At 71.0% G+C, this 16,837-nt stretch carries 14 protein-coding genes; 10 read left to right on the top strand and 4 right to left on the bottom strand.

The features are described from left to right. Window positions 1–24 precede the first annotated feature (24 nt). Window positions 25–1,881, bottom strand: coding sequence for an AAA family ATPase (locus ACFPQ9_RS36680; protein ID WP_380863109.1), 1,857 nt, complete (start codon window positions 1,879–1,881; stop codon window positions 25–27). Window positions 1,882–2,309: 428 nt separating this feature from the next. Beyond that, window positions 2,310–2,963, bottom strand: a complete 654-nt coding sequence (locus ACFPQ9_RS36675) for a uridine kinase family protein (protein ID WP_380863107.1) — start codon at window positions 2,961–2,963, stop codon at window positions 2,310–2,312. A gap of 220 nt (window positions 2,964–3,183) precedes the next feature. On the opposite strand from ACFPQ9_RS36675, the gene ACFPQ9_RS36670 reads away from it, so the two are divergent. The 5 genes from ACFPQ9_RS36670 (at window position 3,184) to ACFPQ9_RS36650 (ending at window position 8,359) form a co-directional block, all read left to right on the top strand. Continuing rightward, complete coding sequence (locus tag ACFPQ9_RS36670) at window positions 3,184–4,137, top strand: hypothetical protein (RefSeq protein ID WP_380863105.1); 954 nt, start codon at window positions 3,184–3,186, stop codon at window positions 4,135–4,137. A 37-nt stretch (window positions 4,138–4,174) separates the two neighbouring features. Continuing rightward, window positions 4,175–5,716: an amino acid permease gene (locus tag ACFPQ9_RS36665; protein ID WP_380863103.1), complete on the top strand. Its 1,542-nt coding sequence runs from the start codon at window positions 4,175–4,177 to the stop codon at window positions 5,714–5,716. Window positions 5,717–5,965: 249 nt separating this feature from the next. Continuing rightward, window positions 5,966–7,339: a peptidase C39 family protein gene (locus ACFPQ9_RS36660; RefSeq protein WP_380863101.1), complete on the top strand. Its 1,374-nt coding sequence runs from the start codon at window positions 5,966–5,968 to the stop codon at window positions 7,337–7,339. 46 nt (window positions 7,340–7,385) lie between these two features. Then, entirely contained in the window at window positions 7,386–7,526 is a 141-nt protein-coding gene (locus ACFPQ9_RS36655; protein ID WP_380863099.1) for an SCO1431 family membrane protein, read from the top strand. A gap of 146 nt (window positions 7,527–7,672) precedes the next feature. Then, window positions 7,673–8,359, top strand: a complete 687-nt coding sequence (locus tag ACFPQ9_RS36650) for a TetR/AcrR family transcriptional regulator (RefSeq protein WP_380863097.1) — start codon at window positions 7,673–7,675, stop codon at window positions 8,357–8,359. 64 nt (window positions 8,360–8,423) lie between these two features. On the opposite strand, the gene ACFPQ9_RS36645 is transcribed toward ACFPQ9_RS36650, so the two are convergent. Then, complete coding sequence (locus ACFPQ9_RS36645) at window positions 8,424–9,662, bottom strand: glycoside hydrolase family 18 protein (protein WP_380863095.1); 1,239 nt, start codon at window positions 9,660–9,662, stop codon at window positions 8,424–8,426. Window positions 9,663–9,996: 334 nt separating this feature from the next. Between ACFPQ9_RS36645 and ACFPQ9_RS36640 the strand changes: the two genes are divergently transcribed. The 3 genes from ACFPQ9_RS36640 (at window position 9,997) to ACFPQ9_RS36630 (ending at window position 13,737) form a co-directional block, all read left to right on the top strand. Further along, window positions 9,997–11,169 (top strand): acyl-CoA dehydrogenase family protein, encoded by a 1,173-nt coding sequence (locus ACFPQ9_RS36640; RefSeq protein WP_380863093.1) that lies wholly within the window; start codon window positions 9,997–9,999, stop codon window positions 11,167–11,169. 354 nt (window positions 11,170–11,523) lie between these two features. Then, entirely contained in the window at window positions 11,524–12,627 is a 1,104-nt protein-coding gene (locus ACFPQ9_RS36635) for an Rv3169 family protein (RefSeq protein WP_465269600.1), read from the top strand. Window positions 12,628–12,639: 12 nt separating this feature from the next. Next, window positions 12,640–13,737 (top strand): phosphotransferase family protein, encoded by a 1,098-nt coding sequence (locus ACFPQ9_RS36630; RefSeq protein ID WP_380863091.1) that lies wholly within the window; start codon window positions 12,640–12,642, stop codon window positions 13,735–13,737. Between the two features lie 28 nt (window positions 13,738–13,765). On the opposite strand, the gene ACFPQ9_RS36625 is transcribed toward ACFPQ9_RS36630, so the two are convergent. After that, window positions 13,766–14,206, bottom strand: coding sequence for a hypothetical protein (locus ACFPQ9_RS36625; protein ID WP_380863089.1), 441 nt, complete (start codon window positions 14,204–14,206; stop codon window positions 13,766–13,768). A gap of 268 nt (window positions 14,207–14,474) precedes the next feature. Between ACFPQ9_RS36625 and ACFPQ9_RS36620 the strand changes: the two genes are divergently transcribed. Then, the gene (locus ACFPQ9_RS36620) at window positions 14,475–14,915 is read left to right on the top strand and encodes an Lrp/AsnC family transcriptional regulator (RefSeq protein ID WP_380863087.1); all 441 of its coding nucleotides are present in this window, start codon (window positions 14,475–14,477) and stop codon (window positions 14,913–14,915) included. Window positions 14,916–15,064: 149 nt separating this feature from the next. Beyond that, the gene (locus ACFPQ9_RS36615; protein ID WP_380863085.1) at window positions 15,065–16,669 is read left to right on the top strand and encodes an amidohydrolase; all 1,605 of its coding nucleotides are present in this window, start codon (window positions 15,065–15,067) and stop codon (window positions 16,667–16,669) included. The last annotated feature ends 168 nt before the right edge of the window (window positions 16,670–16,837 follow it).

Below are 16,837 nucleotides of genomic sequence, written 5' to 3'. Positions count from 1 at the left end.
CAGGACCCGGGACCGCGGGATCCGTCACATGGCCGACGGATCCTGCGGGCCCCGGCCCGACAGCACCTCGCCGTACGCCTGCATCAGATCCGGCAACCGGAGCGTCGAGAGCTCGTCCCGAGTCAGCGCGCCCGGATAGGTCGTGAGCCGCAGATCGCGGTACGCGCAGCTCTTCTCGTACAGCGTCCGCAGGAACCGCCCGTTGCCCAGCTCGTCGATCCACCCCTGGTCGACCACATGCCCGGCGATCGACCGCAGCTCCTCCAGGGCCTCCTCGTCCCACACGTCGCCGTTCTCGGCGGCGAGGACCTCGCCGATCGAGGTCAGTTCGAGGGGGCGGTACGAGGGGAAGTCGACGCGGGTCGTGAAGCGCGAGGACAGACCGGGGTTCGCGGCCAGCAGCCGGTCCATGCCCTCGGGGTAGCCGGCGAGGATCACGACCAGGTGGTCCCGGTTGTCCTCGGCCCGCTTCAGCAGCACCTGCAGGGCCTCGTCGCCGTAGGCGTCGCCCTTGCCGTAGCCGGTGTTGGAGAGGGAGTACGCCTCGTCCACGAACAGGACACCGCCGAGCGCGGAGTCGATGAGCTCATTGGCCTTCACGGCCGTCTGGCCAAGGTACTCGCCGACCAGATCGGCCCGCTGGGCCTCCACGAGATGGTCGCCGCCGAGCAGTCCGAGGGCGTAGAAGACCCGGCCCAGGATGCGGGCGACCGTGGTCTTGCCGGTGCCGGAGGGCCCGGAGAAGACGAAGTGCCGTTTCGGCGGCTGCACCGGCAGCCCCTGCCCGGCGCGCAGCCGGGCCATGTTCAACTGGGCGGACAGCGCCTTGACCTGGCGCTTGACGGGCTCGAGACCCACCATGCGCTCGAGCTCGGCGAGCGCCTCCTCGAGTAACGCGGGGTCGGTCGGCCCGGCGGGCAGCGGCTGCGAGGACACGGCGGTCTTCTCCCGCACCGCCGGATCCACCGCCGACGGCAGCGGTCCCGTGGGCGGCAGGTCGGGATCCGACAGCTTCAGGTCTCGTCCCTCGGTGCCGAACAGCGGGTCGAGTCCGTCGGCCATGTCCTGCCCGAATCCGGTGAGCGTGATCGCCGCGAGGTCGGTCGGGTCGTCGTACCCGTCGCCCTCGGCGATGGCCGCGAGCCGGGCCGAGGTGTCCATGAAGGCGGGGTCGACACGGTGCACGGCGCGGTAGAGGGGGAGGGCGGCGGCCGAGCGGCCCGTGCCCTCGTGCGCCCGGGCCAGCCAGTAGCGCAGCTCCTTGCGCTGCGGCTGCTCGCTGCGGCACCGCATCAGCGCGGCCGACAGCAGCGGTTCGGCCTGCCCGTACATCTCGAGGCGTACCCGTGCCATCCCGCCGAACAGGCCCGCCTCGATGCCGAGCAGCGGATCGTCGAGCAGTGGTTCGGTGTGCCGTACCAGTTGCTCCCAGTCCTTGACCAGATAGGCGCGGCAGGCGTGCAGGAAGCGGACCTGGTGGTCGGTGTCCACGGGCGGGAGCCCGGCGAGCGCCCGGTCCAGTTCCGGGACGTGCCGGCCGTCCAGCCAGTGCGAGGCGTGCGCCAGCAGCAGGTCGCGCGGGCTCTCCAGGACCGGTTGCACCCACCAGCCCAGCCAGTACCAGGAGTTGAGCGTCCGGCGGTGCCGGGCGCGCTGTTCCCCGAAGCGGTCCCGGTGGCGGAACATCCGCAGCAGCGCGGTCGTCGTGTCGACGCGCAGCGCGTGCAGTCCGAGCCAGCCGTCGGCCATCCCGGGATCGATCCGCACAGCGGTGCGGAACTCCTCCTCCGCCTGTGGATACGCCCCCATCGTGTAGGCGTCCACACCTCGCAGCCAGGCGAGGTCGGCCGGGGCCTCGGGGCCCTGCGTGCCGAAGTCCATCACGTCCCCCACAAACCGTGCCCCCGTCGGTTGGCCGACCACTCGCCCGCCGGCCGCCGGATTCGAACCGCCGTACCGCGGACCGGAGTTGCAGTGGTGCGCAGAGCAGCCGTCCGTAGGTCGCACCGAGGGCATCGTACCTGCGAGGGCATGGCCCGCCCCAGGGTGCCGCACCGGCCGTTTGGCGAGGTGGGAGCAGATCGGGGGAGTACGCGCGGTGACCGAGCGTGAGCAAATCACGTCGCTCGGCGCCCGAAATGAGGAGTCAGGGCAGAACGAAGCCCCCGATCACGGGGGAACAACCGGGGGCTTCGCGACTGCGGGCGGTCTCGAATGACCGCACATTGAGAACGTAAGTCCTGTACGGCCCCCGGGTCAAGCCGAGTTGAGGCACTCCGGGAACTTGTCCGAGGGGGCTCTTCACAAGTTCAGCACATTGCCGATGGGTCGTCACCGTGTGTGATGGACTGGTCCGGTCCAACAGTCCCGACAGGCCCAGGAATCACCTCATATCCCTTGCCGCACTGCCGAACCAGAAGGTCGGCGAACGGCCGCGAAGGGTCCTCGGCGAAGTGACTCAGCTCCGCCCTGACCCACCCCTCCCAGAACTCCCGCTGCTCCTCCCCGTCCCGCGAGCGACCTCGTGTCCACGACTCCTCGTGCGCCACGTCCATCCACAGCAGCCGGGCGAGGTACGGGCGCAGAGCCCGGCGGCCGGCGCCCACGCCCTCGACGACGATCACCGGCGCGGGCGGCAGGGCGACGGGTGCCCTGAAGCGGCGGGCCCGCCAGTCGTAGGGGGTGTAGTGGGCGGTGCGGCCCCCGGTGAGCGGCGTGATCACCTGGGCCAGCAGACGGTCCGTCCATGCGAACAGCTCGTCGTGGCTGGCGATGTCGTCGAGGTGCAGCACCGGGGCGTCGTCCAGCTCCCGGGCCAACCGCCCGGCGAACGTGGACTTTCCGGACCCGGCGTGCCCGTCGACGCCGATGAGGCGGACGGGGCCGCAGGACGGGGGGAGGCGGCGGAGCCGCGCGGCGAGCTCGTGAATCGTTTTTCCTGAAAGCTGGTCGGGGTTGGGCATATTTCGTTGGAACATTCTAGTAGTGGGTGAAACCGGATGGGGCGGGGGATCCGTGGCGGGAAGAGAAAAGGTGTCGCTTTGAACTAGCCGGTGGATCTCCGCAATGCCGCCGAAAAACTCCGGCCACCACAGTGAAATCCGCGTTCCGGTTGAGGCCCACGCTGAGTAAGGTGCCAGGTGCGCAACTGTGAGGTGACGTAACGGGGATGGGCTGGGACACATGGCCGCGGGGTTATTCGAAGGGCAGTATGTCTGGCATCCGGCGGCCGATGACCGCGTGCTGGCGAGCGTATGCGTCGATGTCCGGGCCGGGCGTTATCTCAGCTCCCGCGACGCCCTGGCCGAAACCCGCGGTGCCTTCGCCCTGCGCGCCCACCGCTCCCTCGTGCTCGCCTCGGAGGCCGCCGACTCCGACCTCGTCGAGCGCTGGCTGACCGAGGAACCGGGCCCCGAGGCCGCCCTGATGTGGGCGCGGGTCGCCGTGCTGCGGGCGTTGCGCGCGGCCGACGTCCGCGACCCGCGCACCGAGGCGCTGGAGCGGATAGCGCTGGCCGCCTGCGAGCGGGCCACGACGGTCGACCCCGCCGATCCCACGCCCTGGGTGGCCAAGCTCGCCATGGCCCGGCTGCACCGGCTGCGCGACCAGGCACCGCGCGGGCTGCTCACCGCGCCGCCCGGTCCGTGGCGCCTGTTCGCGCACGTCCTGTCCCTGGACCCCTGGCACCGCGAGGCCCACCACCGCTTTCTGGCCTGCTTCTTCCCCCGCTACGGCGGCTCCGTGACCGCCGCCTGGGACGTCGCCGCCTTCCTCGGTCAGCGGGCGCCCGCCGATTCACCCTTGCGGCTGCTCCCGCTGGTCGCCCTGGTGGAGTGCTACGACCCCACCCAACTGCTCGCCGACCGCGTCTGGGAGCAGCCGCAGTGGCGTTCGACCGCGCTGGAGATCCACCAGAGCTGGCTGCCCGTGGTGGCCGGCTACCCCTTCACTCCGGTCCTCGACCTGGCTTACCTCGCACACGCCATGGTCATGGCCGGGTGCGAGGCGCAGGCACGCGCCGTCTTCACGGCGATGGGCCCCTACGCCTCGCGCATGCCCTGGTCCGTCTTCGGCGACCCGGCCGAGCAGCTGTCCCGGGCGCGTCGCGCCTGCGGGCTGCCCGTACCGGCCGCCTGACGGGCCACCACCCCCCACCGAGAGAAAGGTCCGGCCCGTGTCACACCGGATATCCGCCCCGCGTGCCCGAGCACGCGGTGGAGCGGATCCGCACGCGCTCGACGACGACGCCACACTGCATGCGATGGGTTATCCGAGAAAACTCACGCGACGCTTTCAGGCGTTCGACAATTTCGCCATCTCATTCACCATCATCAACATCATCTCAGGTATCTTCTCGGGCTTCGGGTTCGGTCTGAACGCGGGCGGCCCGAGCATTCTCGTCTTCGGCTGGATAGGCGTTTCCATCATGGTGCTCTTCGTGGGGGCAGCCATGGCGGAAGTCGCCTCCGCCTATCCGACGAGCGGCGCACTGTATTTCTCCGCCGGGAAACTCGCCAAGCGTCACAAGGGCGCCTGGTCGTGGTACACCGGCTGGCTGAACTTCGTGGGCCAGGTCGGCGGCACGGCCGCCACCGGGTACGCCGCCGCCACCTTCGTCCAGGCCCTCATCACCCTCCAGTGGCCCTCGTACGAGGCGACCGGCCACCGTACGGTGCTGATCACGGCCCTGATCATCGTGCTCCAAGGCCTCGCCAACACCTACACCGTTCAGCTGGTCGCCGTACTGAACAGGATCTCCGTCTGGTGGCTGCTCGGCGGACTCGTGGTGATCGTGACGGCACTGATCGTCATTCCCGATCACCATCAGCCGGCCTCGTATGTCACGCATTTCGCGAACAACACCGGTTTCACGAGCGCCCTTTACGGCGGCATGCTCGGACTGCTCGTCACCAGCTGGACCTTCACCGGCTTCGACGGCAGCTTCCACATGTCGGAGGAAACGGTCCGGGCCACGGTCAACGCGCCGAAGGGGATCACGCGGGCGATCGCATACTCGGCAATCGCGGGACTGCTGCTGATGCTGGCACTGGTCTACAGCATTCGTGACTACGACCGGGTCGCGGGCGCCGACGCACCGCCGGTGCAGATTCTGATCGACGGGCTCGGAGTCGGCGGCGCGAAGGCACTGCTGCTGATCGTGATCGGCGCGATGCTCTTCTGCGGCCTGGCCAATCTCACCAGCAACACCCGGCAGATCTTCGCTTTCTCCCGGGACGGCGCCATGCCGGGCTCGCGCTGGTGGCACTCGGTCTCGCCGCGCACCCGCACCCCCGTCAAGGCGGTATGGCTGGCGGTCGGCTGCTCGCTGACGCTGGTGGTGCCCGGCTGGTGGTCGCACACCGCGTTCACGGCCATCGTCAGCGTCAATGTCGTCGGGCTCTTCCTCGCCTACGCCGTCCCGATCCTGCTCAGGCTGCGGCTCGGCGACGAGTTCCAGCCGGGCCCCTGGCACCTGGGCCGCTGGGGACGCCCGGTCGGCATCGTCGCGGTGACCTGGATCCTGGTCAGCAGTGTCCTCTTCATGCTGCCGCAGGCCTCACCGGTCACCGTCGACTCGTTCAACTACGCGCCGGTCGCCCTGGCCGTGGTCCTGGCCGTGGCCACGGTGTGGTGGTTCACCACCGCCCGACGCCGCTTCCACGGCCCGGTCAGCTACGGCCGGCCCGACGAGGTGGCGGCGATGGACCTGGTCTGACGTACCGTCATCGGTCCCGGTGCATGCCGTCGCGGCGGTGTGCACCGGGGCCGCCGGCCCGCTCATGTCGCCCCGCCCGCAAGGGGGTTGGGGCTGCGGGCCCCGCCCGGGTCACGCCAATGGTCGACACCAATATTCGTAGCCACGCCAGGGGCCGAAGTGCTGGCAGAGGCTGCCCCTTGCGTTCATAGTTGGCGGACAGCCGTGCACAGGATCCGCCCTACTCGGACACCTGGGGGTCTTCCGCCCATGAGCAGAGCCGAACAGCCGTCCCGCAGAACCGTCCTCGCCGCCGCGGTCGCCGCGGCCGTCGCCGGCGGCACGGGCCCGGCCGCCGCCGACAGCACCGCCGAGACCGCCGCCGATGCCGCGCCCCCCGGCGACGCCCGGGCCCGCACCGTCGACAACCGCGCCTGGACCACGTACCGCGACTGGCGCTGCGGCACCGCCCAGGGCCTGCGGGCCGTCTCCGGCCGCCGCCCCGGCATCGTGATCACCGCGCCGGCCGGCTCCGTCGACTACACGGACCCCCACACCGGCCGGACCGCGACCTGGGAGTACGCGACCTGGACCTCCCCGGTCCACCGGCTCGACGTGCCCGCGACCGAGGCGATCGCCTCCTGGAACGCGCACACCCCCGACGGCACCTGGCTCCAGATCGAGCTCGAAGGCACCTACTCCGACGGCACGGCGACCCCCTGGTACGTCCTCGGCCGCTGGGCCGCCGGTGACCAGGACATCCGCCGGACCTCGGTCGACGACCAGAGCGACGGCAGAAGCAGCATCTGGACGGACACCTTCGCCATCGACGACCCGGCGACCGGGCTGCGGCTGACCGCGTACCGGCTGCGGCTGACCCTGTACCGCAGGCCCGGCACCCGGCTCACCCCCAAGGTCTGGCGGGTCGGCGCGATGGGCTCCGACGTCCCCGACCGCTTCACCGTCCCGGCCTCCACCCCCGGCCTCGCCCAGGAGCTGACCGTCCCGCGCTACTCGCAGGAGACCCACGTCGGCCAGTACCCGGAGTACGACAACGGCGGCGAGGCCTGGTGCAGCCCCACCTCCTCGCAGATGATCGTCGAGTACTGGGGCGGCCGTCTCACCCCGGAGCAGATGTCCTGGGTCGACCCGGCCTTCGCCGACCCGCAAGTCTGCCACGCGGCCCGGTTCACCTACGACTACCAGTACGAGGGCTGCGGGAACTGGCCGTTCAACGCCGCCTACGCCGCGACCTTCGACGACCTCCAGGGCGTCGTCACCCGACTCGGCTCGCTCACCGACCTGGAGACGCTGATCGCGGCCGGCATCCCGGCCATAACGTCCCAGTCCTTCCTGAAGGAGGAGCTGACCGGGGCGGGGTACGGCACCGCCGGCCATCTGATGACGGTCGTCGGCTTCACGGCGGAGGGCGACGTGATCGCCAACGACCCGAACTCGGCGAGCAACGAGGCAGTGCGGCGCGTCTACAAGCGGCGCGAGTGGGAGAACATCTGGCTGCGGACCAAGCGGTACAACGCGAGCGGCAAGGTCGTCTCCGGCACGGGCGGCGTCTGCTACCTCTACTTCCCCGCGTGCCCGAACCCGCGCCAGCGCAGGGCGCTCGCGGCCGTGGGCGTCCTGTGAGCAAGGTCTCCGCCGCATAAGCCGTTCCCGATGGCAGGGTGGGCATATGACCACGCACTCGGCCACAGCCGCCCGGGCCGGCACCGGCGGACCCAAGCCGGACGGCCCGAAGATCCTCGAGCACGTCCTGGGCTGGACCCTCGTCGTGGTCGTCGCCATGCTCGTCACCCAGCTCGGTCTGCTGTGAGCTGACCCACACGGCAGCCCTTGTGCGGACATATACCGACCCTGTTGTTCATGGGCGCCTCAGAGTCGTTCAGACTCGAACGGGTGCCTGGTGAAGGTCTGCCATACTGCCGATGTCCCACAGCCCGTTGAACAACAGGGTCTAAATTGAATATTAGTCAACAGCGCGACACGGCCCGTCCCCGGGCACGTGGCACCGAACGTTCGGTGGCGCGCCGTGCCGAACTCATCGCCATCGGGCGGAAGCTGTTCGCCGACACGTCGTACGACGCGCTCTCCATGGACGACATCGCACGCCAGGCCCATGTCGCCAAGGGGCTCATCTACTACTACTTCCAGTCCAAGCGCGGCTACTACCTGGCCATCATCCAGGACTCCGTCGCCGACCTGGTCACCTATGCGGCGAGCGGCATCGAGCTGAACGCGGTGGACCGGGTCCACCGCACCATCGACAGCTATCTGCGCTACGCCGAGCACAACCAGGCCGCCTACCGCACCATCGTCAGCGGCGGCGTCGGCTTCGACGCGGAGGTGCACGCCATCAGGGACGGCGTGCGCGAGGCGATCGTCGCGACCCTCGCCGAGGGGGCGTACGGCAGGACCGACATCGCCCCGGTGGCCCGCATGGGCCTGCTCGCCTGGGTGTGCAGCGTGGAGGGTGCCACCCTCGACTGGATAGACCACCCCGACCTGCCCCGGGACACCATGCGCGAGCTGCTGGTGAAGATGCTCGGCGGCGCCATGCGCTCCATCGAGGAACTCGACCCCGCCTACCGGGCCCCGGAGCCGGCCCGCCGGGACCGGGCCCCGGAGCCGGCCCGCCGGGACGACTGACCCGGGGTGTGCGCGTGGGGCGGAGGTCTCGTGGTCCTCCGCCCCAAGCCCCCCGTGGGACCGGCTAGTTGATCGCCTTGATCAGCTCACCGTTCGCCGTGTCCCCGCTCAGCTCCCAGAAGAAGGTCCCGCCCAGTCCCTGCTGGTTCTTGTACGTCATCTTCGTGCCGATGGTCGCCGGAGTGTCGTAACTCCACCAGTTGTTCCCGCACTTGGCGTAGGCGGTGCCGCCCACTGTCCCGGTCGTCGGGCACTTGGTCTTGAGAACCTTGTAGTCCTCGATGCCCGCCTCATAGGTACCGGCGGCCGCCCCGGTCGCCGTACCGCCGGGCGCCGCCTGGGTGACGCCGGTCCAGCCGCGGCCGTAGAAGCCGATGCCCAGCAGCAGCTTCGACGACGGGATGCCGAGGCCCTTGAGCTTGGCGATGGTCGCCGAGGTGTGGAACTGCGCCTTCGGGATGCCGGAGTAGGAGTTCAGCGCCGAGTGCGGAGCCGTCGGACCGGTCGCGTCCCAGGCCCCGAAGAAGTCGTACGTCATCGGGTTGTACCAGTCGACGTACTGCGCCGCGCCCGCGTAGTTCGCCGCGTCGATCTTGCCGCCGCTCGTCGCGTCGGCCGTGATCGCCGCGGTGACGAGATTGCCGGAGCCGAACTTGGCGCGCACCGCCGACATCAGGTTCTTGAAGGCCTCCCGGCCGCTGGTGTCACAGGTGGCACCGCAGGCGTTCGGGTACTCCCAGTCGATGTCGATGCCGTCGAAGACGTCCTTCCACTTGGAGTTCTCGACCAGGTCGTAGCAGGACTGGGCGAACGCGGCCGGGTTGCGCGCGGCCTCGCCGAAGCCGTTCGACCAGGTCCAGCCGCCGAAGGACCACAGCACCTTCAGGCCCGGGTGCTTCTTCTTCAGCTCACGCAGCTGGTTGAAGGTGCCGCGCAGCGGCTGGTCCCAGGTGTCGGCGACGCCGTCCACGGACTCGGCCGCGGTATAGGTGCGTTCGGTCGCCGCGTAGGAGTCGCCGATCGCGCACTTGCCTCCGGTGACATTGCCGAAGGCGTAGTTGATATGGGTCAGCTTGGCCGCCGAGCCCGAGGTCTCGATGTTCTTGACGTAGTACTTGCGGTCGTAGGTGCCCCATTCGGTGAAGTAGCCGACGACCTTGGAGCCGGCGGCGAGCTTCGGTGAGGCGGCGGGTTCCGCGGTTGCGGTGCCCGCGCCGGCCAGCAGTCCGGCGCCGAGCACGGCCGCGCACGCGGCGGAGACGAGCGCCATCAGCCGGGCGCGGGGGCGGTGCGTGAGGTGCATCGGGTGTCTCCTCGTGGGGGAGAGGGGAGCATGTGCCGATTGGCATGGACGCGATGATGCGTTGATCCGTCACGGTAGGAGGACTAGACCAGTACGTCAATGGTTCGGACCAATTTTGGAAGCGTTGATGACGTGTCGGACACTTCTTGAAGTGAGCGGTCGTTAACTGGTGACTCGGTGCCTCCGATCGGGCATACTCACAGCGCACAGCCGCTGGTCAGCAGCTTCCGAGACCCGGGAATGCGAGCATCGGCCCGGCGCCAGTGAGACCCGGCGGAGCCGCCCCACCCAAGGCGTGCGTCCGCCGATGTGCCCGACAGGGAGGATCGTCGTCATGCCCGACCGCGCCCCGCAGCCGGTGGATCGTCAACTGCCCACGGACGAGGCCCGGGATCTGATCTCGCTCGTCCGCGACATCGCGCAGCGCGAGATCGCCCCGAAGGCGGCCGAGGAGGAGGACGCCGGACGCTTCCCGCGCGAGGTCTTCACCCTGCTCTCCGAATCCGGACTGCTCGGCCTGCCGTACGACTCCGAGTACGGCGGCGGCGACCAGCCGTACGAGGTCTACCTCCAGGTCCTCGAAGAGCTCGCCGCGGTCCGCCTCACCGTCGGCCTCGGCGTCAGTGTGCACACCCTGGCGTCCTACGCGCTCGCCACCTACGGCACCAAGCAGCAGCAGGTCGAGCACCTCCCCGCGATGCTGGGCGGCGGGCTCCTCGGCGCGTACTGCCTCTCCGAGCCGGCGTCCGGATCCGACGCGGCCTCGCTGCGCACGAAGGCCGTGCGCGACGGCGAGGAGTGGGTCATCACCGGCACCAAGGCGTGGATCACCCACGGCGGCATCGCCGACTTCTACACCGTCATGGCCCGCACCGGCGAGGACGGCCCGCGCGGGATCAGCGCGTTCCTGGTGCCCGCCGACGCGCCCGGCCTGAGCGCGGCGGCGCCCGAGAAGAAGATGGGCATGAAGGGATCGCCCACCGCCCAGGTCCACTTCGACGGCGTCCGGGTCGGCGACGAGCGACGCATCGGCGACGAGGGCCAGGGCTTCGCCATCGCCCTGTCCGCGCTCGACTCCGGCCGGCTCGGCATCGCGGCCTGCGCCATCGGCGTCGCCCAGGCGGCGCTCGACGAGGCGGTGACGTACGCGACCGAGCGCCGGCAGTTCGGCAAGCCGATCGCCGACTTCCAGGGCCTGCGCTTCATGCTCGCCGACATGGCCACCCAGATCGAGGCGGGCCGCGCGCTGTACTTGGCGGCCGCGCGGCTGCGCGACGCGGGGCGGCCGTTCGCCAAGCAGGCGGCGATGGCCAAACTGCACTGCACCGACGCGGCGATGAAGGTCACCACCGACGCCGTCCAGATCCTCGGCGGGTACGGATACACCGCGGACTTCCCGGCCGAGCGCTACATGCGCGAGGCCAAGGTCCTCCAGATCGTCGAGGGCACCAACCAGATTCAGCGGATGGTCATCGCCCGTCACCTAGCTGGTCCCGAGGGACGCTGAACTGGCCGTGCTTGACCGTCGGCGCCGCGAGCCGGATCCACTCCGGGTCGTGGTGCCCGGGCAAGGTGCGGCCCCGGTCGGCCCACATCCGCATCAGATCGCGGTAGATCGGCGGATCCGGCTGCTGCGGGGGTGCCGGCGGCTGAAGCGTTCCTGCGGGCCGGGGAACGAAGACGCGGCGCTGGGGCCCGGTCCCGTAGTAGGTGTGGGGCATACCCGGGCAACGCGGAGGTGGCGGGACAAGTCACCGCCGGTCGGAATCGGGCGTGAGTTCACCCGCGTCCGGTTCCCTCTCTGGTCACCCGAGGCTGTCTGACGTACCGTCAGCCCAGCCCGCGTCCAGGGAGGTTTGCCGTGACCGACGACGACCGCCCGGTACCGCTCGACGAGTACCCGGTGCACCAGGTGCCCCTGTCCATGAAGCACGTCGCCACCGGCGACCGGAACGCCTACGACCGCTGCATCTTCCACGTCCTCGACCACGAGGGGCGCGCGCTGCTCATCCTCGGTCTCGGGGTGTACCCGAACGCCGGGGTGATCGACGCCTACGCGACCCTGCGGGTGGGGGACACCCTGCACGCCGTACGCGCCTCGGACGCGCTCGGCGACGACCGGATGCGGCTCGCCGTCGGGCCGCTCAGGATCGAGGTCGAGGAGCCGCTGAGCCGACTGCGCCTCGTCGGCGACGACGACTCCCTGTCGTACGACCTCACCTGGACCGCCGACTTCCCGGCCCTGTGGGAACCCCATCACGTCCAGCGCCGCGGCGACCGGCTCACCCTGGAGGGGCGCCGATTCGTGCAGGCGGGGAGCGTGACGGGTGTGATCCGCGCCGGGGGCGAGGAGTTCCGGGTCACCGAGGCAGGCTGGACCGGGACCCGGGACCGCAGCTGGGGTGTGCGGCCCCTCCCGGGGGAGGAGGGCGGACGGCTCGCCGAGGAGTACCCGACGGAGGGCTTCCACTGGATCTGGTGCCCGGTCCGCTTCGAGGACCGGTTCCTGATGGTGATCCTCCAGGAGGACGCCGACGGACACCGCTCGCTGAACGAGGCGACGCTGGTCCGCCCCGGCCGCCGCGACACCCAACTCGGCTGGCCGCAGGCCGAGATCACCTACCGCCCGGGCACCCGCCACCCCGAACGCGCCCTCATCCACCTCGGCGACCTGCGCAAACCGCAGGAACTGGAGGTGGAGATCCTCACCTCCTCCCCGCTCGCCGTCGGCGCCGGCTACCCGCCCGCCGACGACTGGCAGCACGGCACCTGGCGCGGGCGCGGCTGGACCGACCGGCGCACCTACGACCTCACCGAGCCCCACCCCCTGGCCGCGTACGGCGTCACCGACCACGCCGCGCGCTTCCGGCTGAACGGCCGGACCGGCCACGGCATCCTCGAGCACGGCTCGTTCGGGCGGCACGACCCGAGCGGCTTTGCGGACTTCAAGTCGGTCGCACCCTAGGGGGATGGCGTCATGGCAGCCACGGCACCGCGCCCGCGCACCACCACCCGCGATCCGGAGGAGCTCACCCGCCGTCTCACCGCCTGGCTCCGCACCAGGCTGCCCGGCGCCGAGGCGGCCGGCGTCACCGTCCCCGAGTCGAACGGCCTGTCCAGCGAGACCCTGCTCTTCGACATCCGGCATCCCGAACGCCCCGCGCACGCCTGCGCGTTGCGGCTCGCGGCCGATCCGGCGGCGTACACCGTGTTCCCGGTGTACGACATGCCGCGCCAGTTCCGGACGATGCGCGTCGTCGCCGAGCACACGGATCTGCCCGTGCCCAGGGTGCTGTGGCTGGAGGAGGACCCGGGTCCGCTGGGGGCGCCCTTCTTCGTCATGGAGCGCGTCGAGGGACGCGTGCCGCCGGACGTCATGCCGTACACCTACGAGGGCAACTGGCTGCACGCGGCGACCGACGAGGAGCGCGAGCGGCTGGAGGGGGCCACGGTCGACCTGTTGGCCCGGCTGCACGACCAAGTACCGCGGACGGCGGCGGAGTTCCTCGCGCTGCCGGGCGCGGGCGACGCCCTGCGGCGGCACGTCACGGCCCAACGCGCGTACTACGAATGGGTGGTTGACGGACTCGCCCGTTCACCGCTGATCGAGGACGCGTTCGACCGGCTGGAGGACATCTGGCCCCGCGATCCGGGCACACCGGTGCTCAACTGGGGCGACGCGCGCATCGGGAACGTCGTCTACGACGGGTTCGCCCCGGCGGCCGTCCTGGACTGGGAGATGGCGGCCCTGGCCCCGCGCGAGGTCGACCTCGGCTGGACCGTCTACCTGCACCGCTTCTTCCAGGACCTCACGGTCGCCTTCGGACAGCGCGGACTGCCGGAGTTCCTGCGCCGCGACCGCGTCGAGGCCCGCTACGCCGAGCTCACCGGCCACATCCCGCGCGACATGGACTTCTACACGCTGTACGCCGCCCTGCGGCACGCCGTCGTCATGCTGCGCATCGCCTACCGGCAGGCCTACTTCGGCGAAGTGGCCGTCCCGGCCGACCCGGACACACTGATCCTGCACCACGGCAGCCTGCGAGCCATGGTGCAGGGCAGCTACTGGAGTTGAGCGAGGCGCGAACGGACGGCGTACGCGCTCAGGCGGCCTGACGCCGCATGACCGGAACCCTGATGGGCCGTGAGCCCGGGCCGCCGACGTGCGAGAAGGGCTGGGTCCGCCAGTCCAGTCCCTGAGGAAGCGTCAACAGCAGGGCGGTGTCCTGCTCCTGGGGCTCGTCCGACGCGTCGGCGGAGCGGGCCTCCCCTGCCCGGCGGCCCGTGCCGGCGCAGACCGTGAGGCCGAACGGGTTCCACGGCGAGGCACACAGCGCGTGCTCCGGCAGGACCTCCTCGTCCGCCAGCAGGGCGATGGGCTGCGCGCAGTCCGGGCAGATCACCCGGTACATCTCGAAGGTGTCGTACGCGTCGAGTTCCTCGTCGTCCTCCACGGCGTCGGGTTCGACGCCCTCCGGAGCGGGCTCGACGACCAGCTGCTGCCGCTTGGGCGTGGTACGACCAGGGCGCTTAAGACTCTGCATGGGATTCTCCCCCTCGGGCTGGGCCGTGACGGCACTGCGGCCTCGACCACAGCAAGCACTTCCCGCCTCGGTTCGGCATTAATCACGGGTACATCACGGAGCCTGTTCGGGGCCTGTGGCCTTCGTCACATGCCGCCCGCAGGTGCCCGAGGCGGCCGATTTGTCCCTCAGGTGGCTCACAGACGGCCGCGCCCCACATCACAAACCGGGCATGACCTGCGCTGCTGAGGTATCCGATGAGATCAGCCGCACTGTAGGTTCTTGCGCCATGGAGGAGCTGGACCGACAAATCGTGCAGCTGCTCGTCAAGGACGGGCGGATGAGCTACACCGACCTGGGCAAGGCCACCGGCCTGTCCACGTCGGCCGTGCACCAGCGGGTGCGCCGGCTGGAACAGCGCGGCGTCATCCGCGGCTATGCCGCGGTCGTCGACCCGGAGGCCGTGGGGCTGCCCATGACGGCCTTCATCTCGGTGAAACCGTTCGACCCCAGCGCCCCCGACGACATCGCGGACCGGCTCGCCGACGTGCCCGAGATCGAGGCCTGCCACAGCGTGGCGGGCGACGAGAACTACATCCTCAAGGTCCGGGTGGCCACGCCGCACGAGCTGGAGGAGCTGCTGGCCCGGGTGCGGTCGTTGGCCGGGGTGTCCACGCGGACGACGGTTGTGTTGTCCACGCCGTACGAGGCCCGGCCGCCGAAGGTCTGATCGCCGGTTGTTCTTCGGCCGCGGGTTGTCTGTGGCTGGTCGCGCCCGCGCGGCGGAGCGGCATATCGATACAGCCCCGCGCTCCTTGGGGGGCGCTATGGGCGGGCCCTGTTCAGAGGGCGCCGGCGTGAGGCGCGAGACTGTTCTCCATGAGTGAGTCCAACGCCCAGCCGAAGACCGTCCTCCTGCGCCGAGGCGAGGTCCACAGCCCCGCCGACCCCTTCGCCACCGCGATGGTCGTGGAGCGCGGACAGGTCGCCTGGGTCGGATCCGAAGGGGCCGCCGACGCCTTCGCCGAGGGTGTGGACGAGGTCGTCGACCTGGACGGCGCGCTGGTCACCCCCGCGTTCACCGACGCCCATGTGCACACCACCGCCACGGGCCTCGCCCTGACCGGCCTCGACCTGTCGGGCGCCCCGTCCCTGGAGGCGGCACTCGCCCTCGTACGGGACTTCGCCGCCGCCCGCCCGCACGACCGCGTCCTGCTCGGCCACGGCTGGGACGCCGCCCGCTGGCCCGGTGGCCGTCCGCCGACGCGCCCCGAGCTCGACGCCGCCACCGGTGGCCGCCCGCTGTACCTGTCCCGTATCGACGTCCACTCCGCGGTCGTCACGACGGCCCTGCTGGACATGACGCCCGGCGACCTCGGCGCCGTCGACGGCCCCCTCGTCGCCGACGCCCACCACGCGGTCCGCGCCACCGCGCTGGCCTCCCTCACCCCGGCCCAGCGCGTCGAGGCCCAGCGCGCCGCCCTGGCGCACGCCGCCTCCCTCGGGATCGGCACCGTCCACGAGTGCGGCGGGCCGGACATCTCCTCCGAGGACGACTTCACCGGCCTGCTCCGGCTCGCCGCCGAGGAGGCCGGGCCGCGGGTCGTCGGCTACTGGGCCGAGCAGGACGTGGCCAAGGCGCGCGCACTGGGCGCGCTCGGCGCGGCCGGAGACCTCTTCGTCGACGGTGCCCTCGGCTCGCACACCGCCTGTCTGCACCAGCCGTACGCCGACGCCGCCCACACCGGCACCGCCTACCTGGACGCGGCCGCCGTCGCCGCCCATGTCGCCGCCTGCACCGAGGCGGGCCTGCAGGCGGGCTTCCACGCGATCGGTGACGCCGCCGTCACCGCCGTCGTGGAGGGTGTGCGGACCGCCGCCGAGAAGGTCGGCACGGCCCGCGTCCGCGCCGCCCGGCACCGCGTCGAGCACGCCGAGATGCTCACCCCCGAGGCGGTGGCCGCCTTCGCCGAACTGGGTCTGACGGCCTCGGTGCAGCCCGCCTTCGACGCGCTGTGGGGCGGTGAGGAGGGCATGTACGTCCAGCGCCTCGGCGCCGAACGCGCCCGTACCCTGAACCCGTTCGCGGCCCTGCTGCGCGCGGGCGTCCCGCTCGCCTTCGGCTCCGACAGCCCCGTCACGCCCCTCGACCCCTGGGGCACGGTCCGTGCCGCCGCCTTCCACCACACGCCCGAGCACCGGGTGTCGGTGCGCGCCGCGTTCACGGCGCACACGCGCGGCGGCTGGCGGGCGATCGGACGCGACGACGCGGGTGTCCTGACGCCGGGCGCGCCCGCCGACTACGCCGTGTGGCGCACCGACGAACTGGTGGTCCAGGCCCCCGACGACCGGGTCGCGCGCTGGTCCACCGATCCGCGCTCCGGCACCCCCGGCCTGCCCGATCTCACCCCGGGCCGTGACCTGCCGGTCTGTCTGCGCACGGTGGTGGGCGGACGAACGGTCTTCGTACGGCCGGGCGAGTGATCTCCCGGGGTGGCGCGAAGCCGATCACCGCGCGCCGTCCCGTCGCGCGACCTGCGTATCCTCTGCGTTGACCAGCGGAAGAGGCGAAAAACCGCAGGTCAAACGGCTGTTGACAGGCGGAGGTCCGAGGCCGGTAGGTTCGGCGGAGTCCACCACCGGACGCCCGAC

The sequence above is a fragment of the Streptomyces coerulescens genome (assembly GCF_042657965.1).
GTDB lineage: Bacteria > Actinomycetota > Actinomycetes > Streptomycetales > Streptomycetaceae > Streptomyces > Streptomyces coerulescens.
The sequence above is the reverse complement of the archived record's forward strand: the minus strand, read 5'-3'. Positions and strand labels throughout refer to the sequence as shown.

Excerpts from the sequence above, each read along its gene's own strand:
- ACFPQ9_RS36630 (WP_380863091.1), top strand. The coding sequence starts at position 12,640 with ATGGCAGCCACGGCACCGCGCCCGCGCACCACCACCCGCGATCCGGAG.
- ACFPQ9_RS36615 (WP_380863085.1), top strand. The coding sequence starts at position 15,065 with ATGAGTGAGTCCAACGCCCAGCCGAAGACCGTCCTCCTGCGCCGAGGC.
- ACFPQ9_RS36680 (WP_380863109.1), bottom strand. The coding sequence starts at position 1,881 with ATGGACTTCGGCACGCAGGGCCCCGAGGCCCCGGCCGACCTCGCCTGG.
- ACFPQ9_RS36625 (WP_380863089.1), bottom strand. The coding sequence starts at position 14,206 with ATGCAGAGTCTTAAGCGCCCTGGTCGTACCACGCCCAAGCGGCAGCAG.
- ACFPQ9_RS36660 (WP_380863101.1), top strand. The coding sequence starts at position 5,966 with ATGAGCAGAGCCGAACAGCCGTCCCGCAGAACCGTCCTCGCCGCCGCG.
- ACFPQ9_RS36620 (WP_380863087.1), top strand. The coding sequence starts at position 14,475 with ATGGAGGAGCTGGACCGACAAATCGTGCAGCTGCTCGTCAAGGACGGG.
- ACFPQ9_RS36675 (WP_380863107.1), bottom strand. The coding sequence starts at position 2,963 with ATGCCCAACCCCGACCAGCTTTCAGGAAAAACGATTCACGAGCTCGCC.
- ACFPQ9_RS36655 (WP_380863099.1), top strand. The coding sequence starts at position 7,386 with ATGACCACGCACTCGGCCACAGCCGCCCGGGCCGGCACCGGCGGACCC.
- ACFPQ9_RS36645 (WP_380863095.1), bottom strand. The coding sequence starts at position 9,662 with ATGCACCTCACGCACCGCCCCCGCGCCCGGCTGATGGCGCTCGTCTCC.
- ACFPQ9_RS36640 (WP_380863093.1), top strand. The coding sequence starts at position 9,997 with ATGCCCGACCGCGCCCCGCAGCCGGTGGATCGTCAACTGCCCACGGAC.
- ACFPQ9_RS36670 (WP_380863105.1), top strand. The coding sequence starts at position 3,184 with ATGGCCGCGGGGTTATTCGAAGGGCAGTATGTCTGGCATCCGGCGGCC.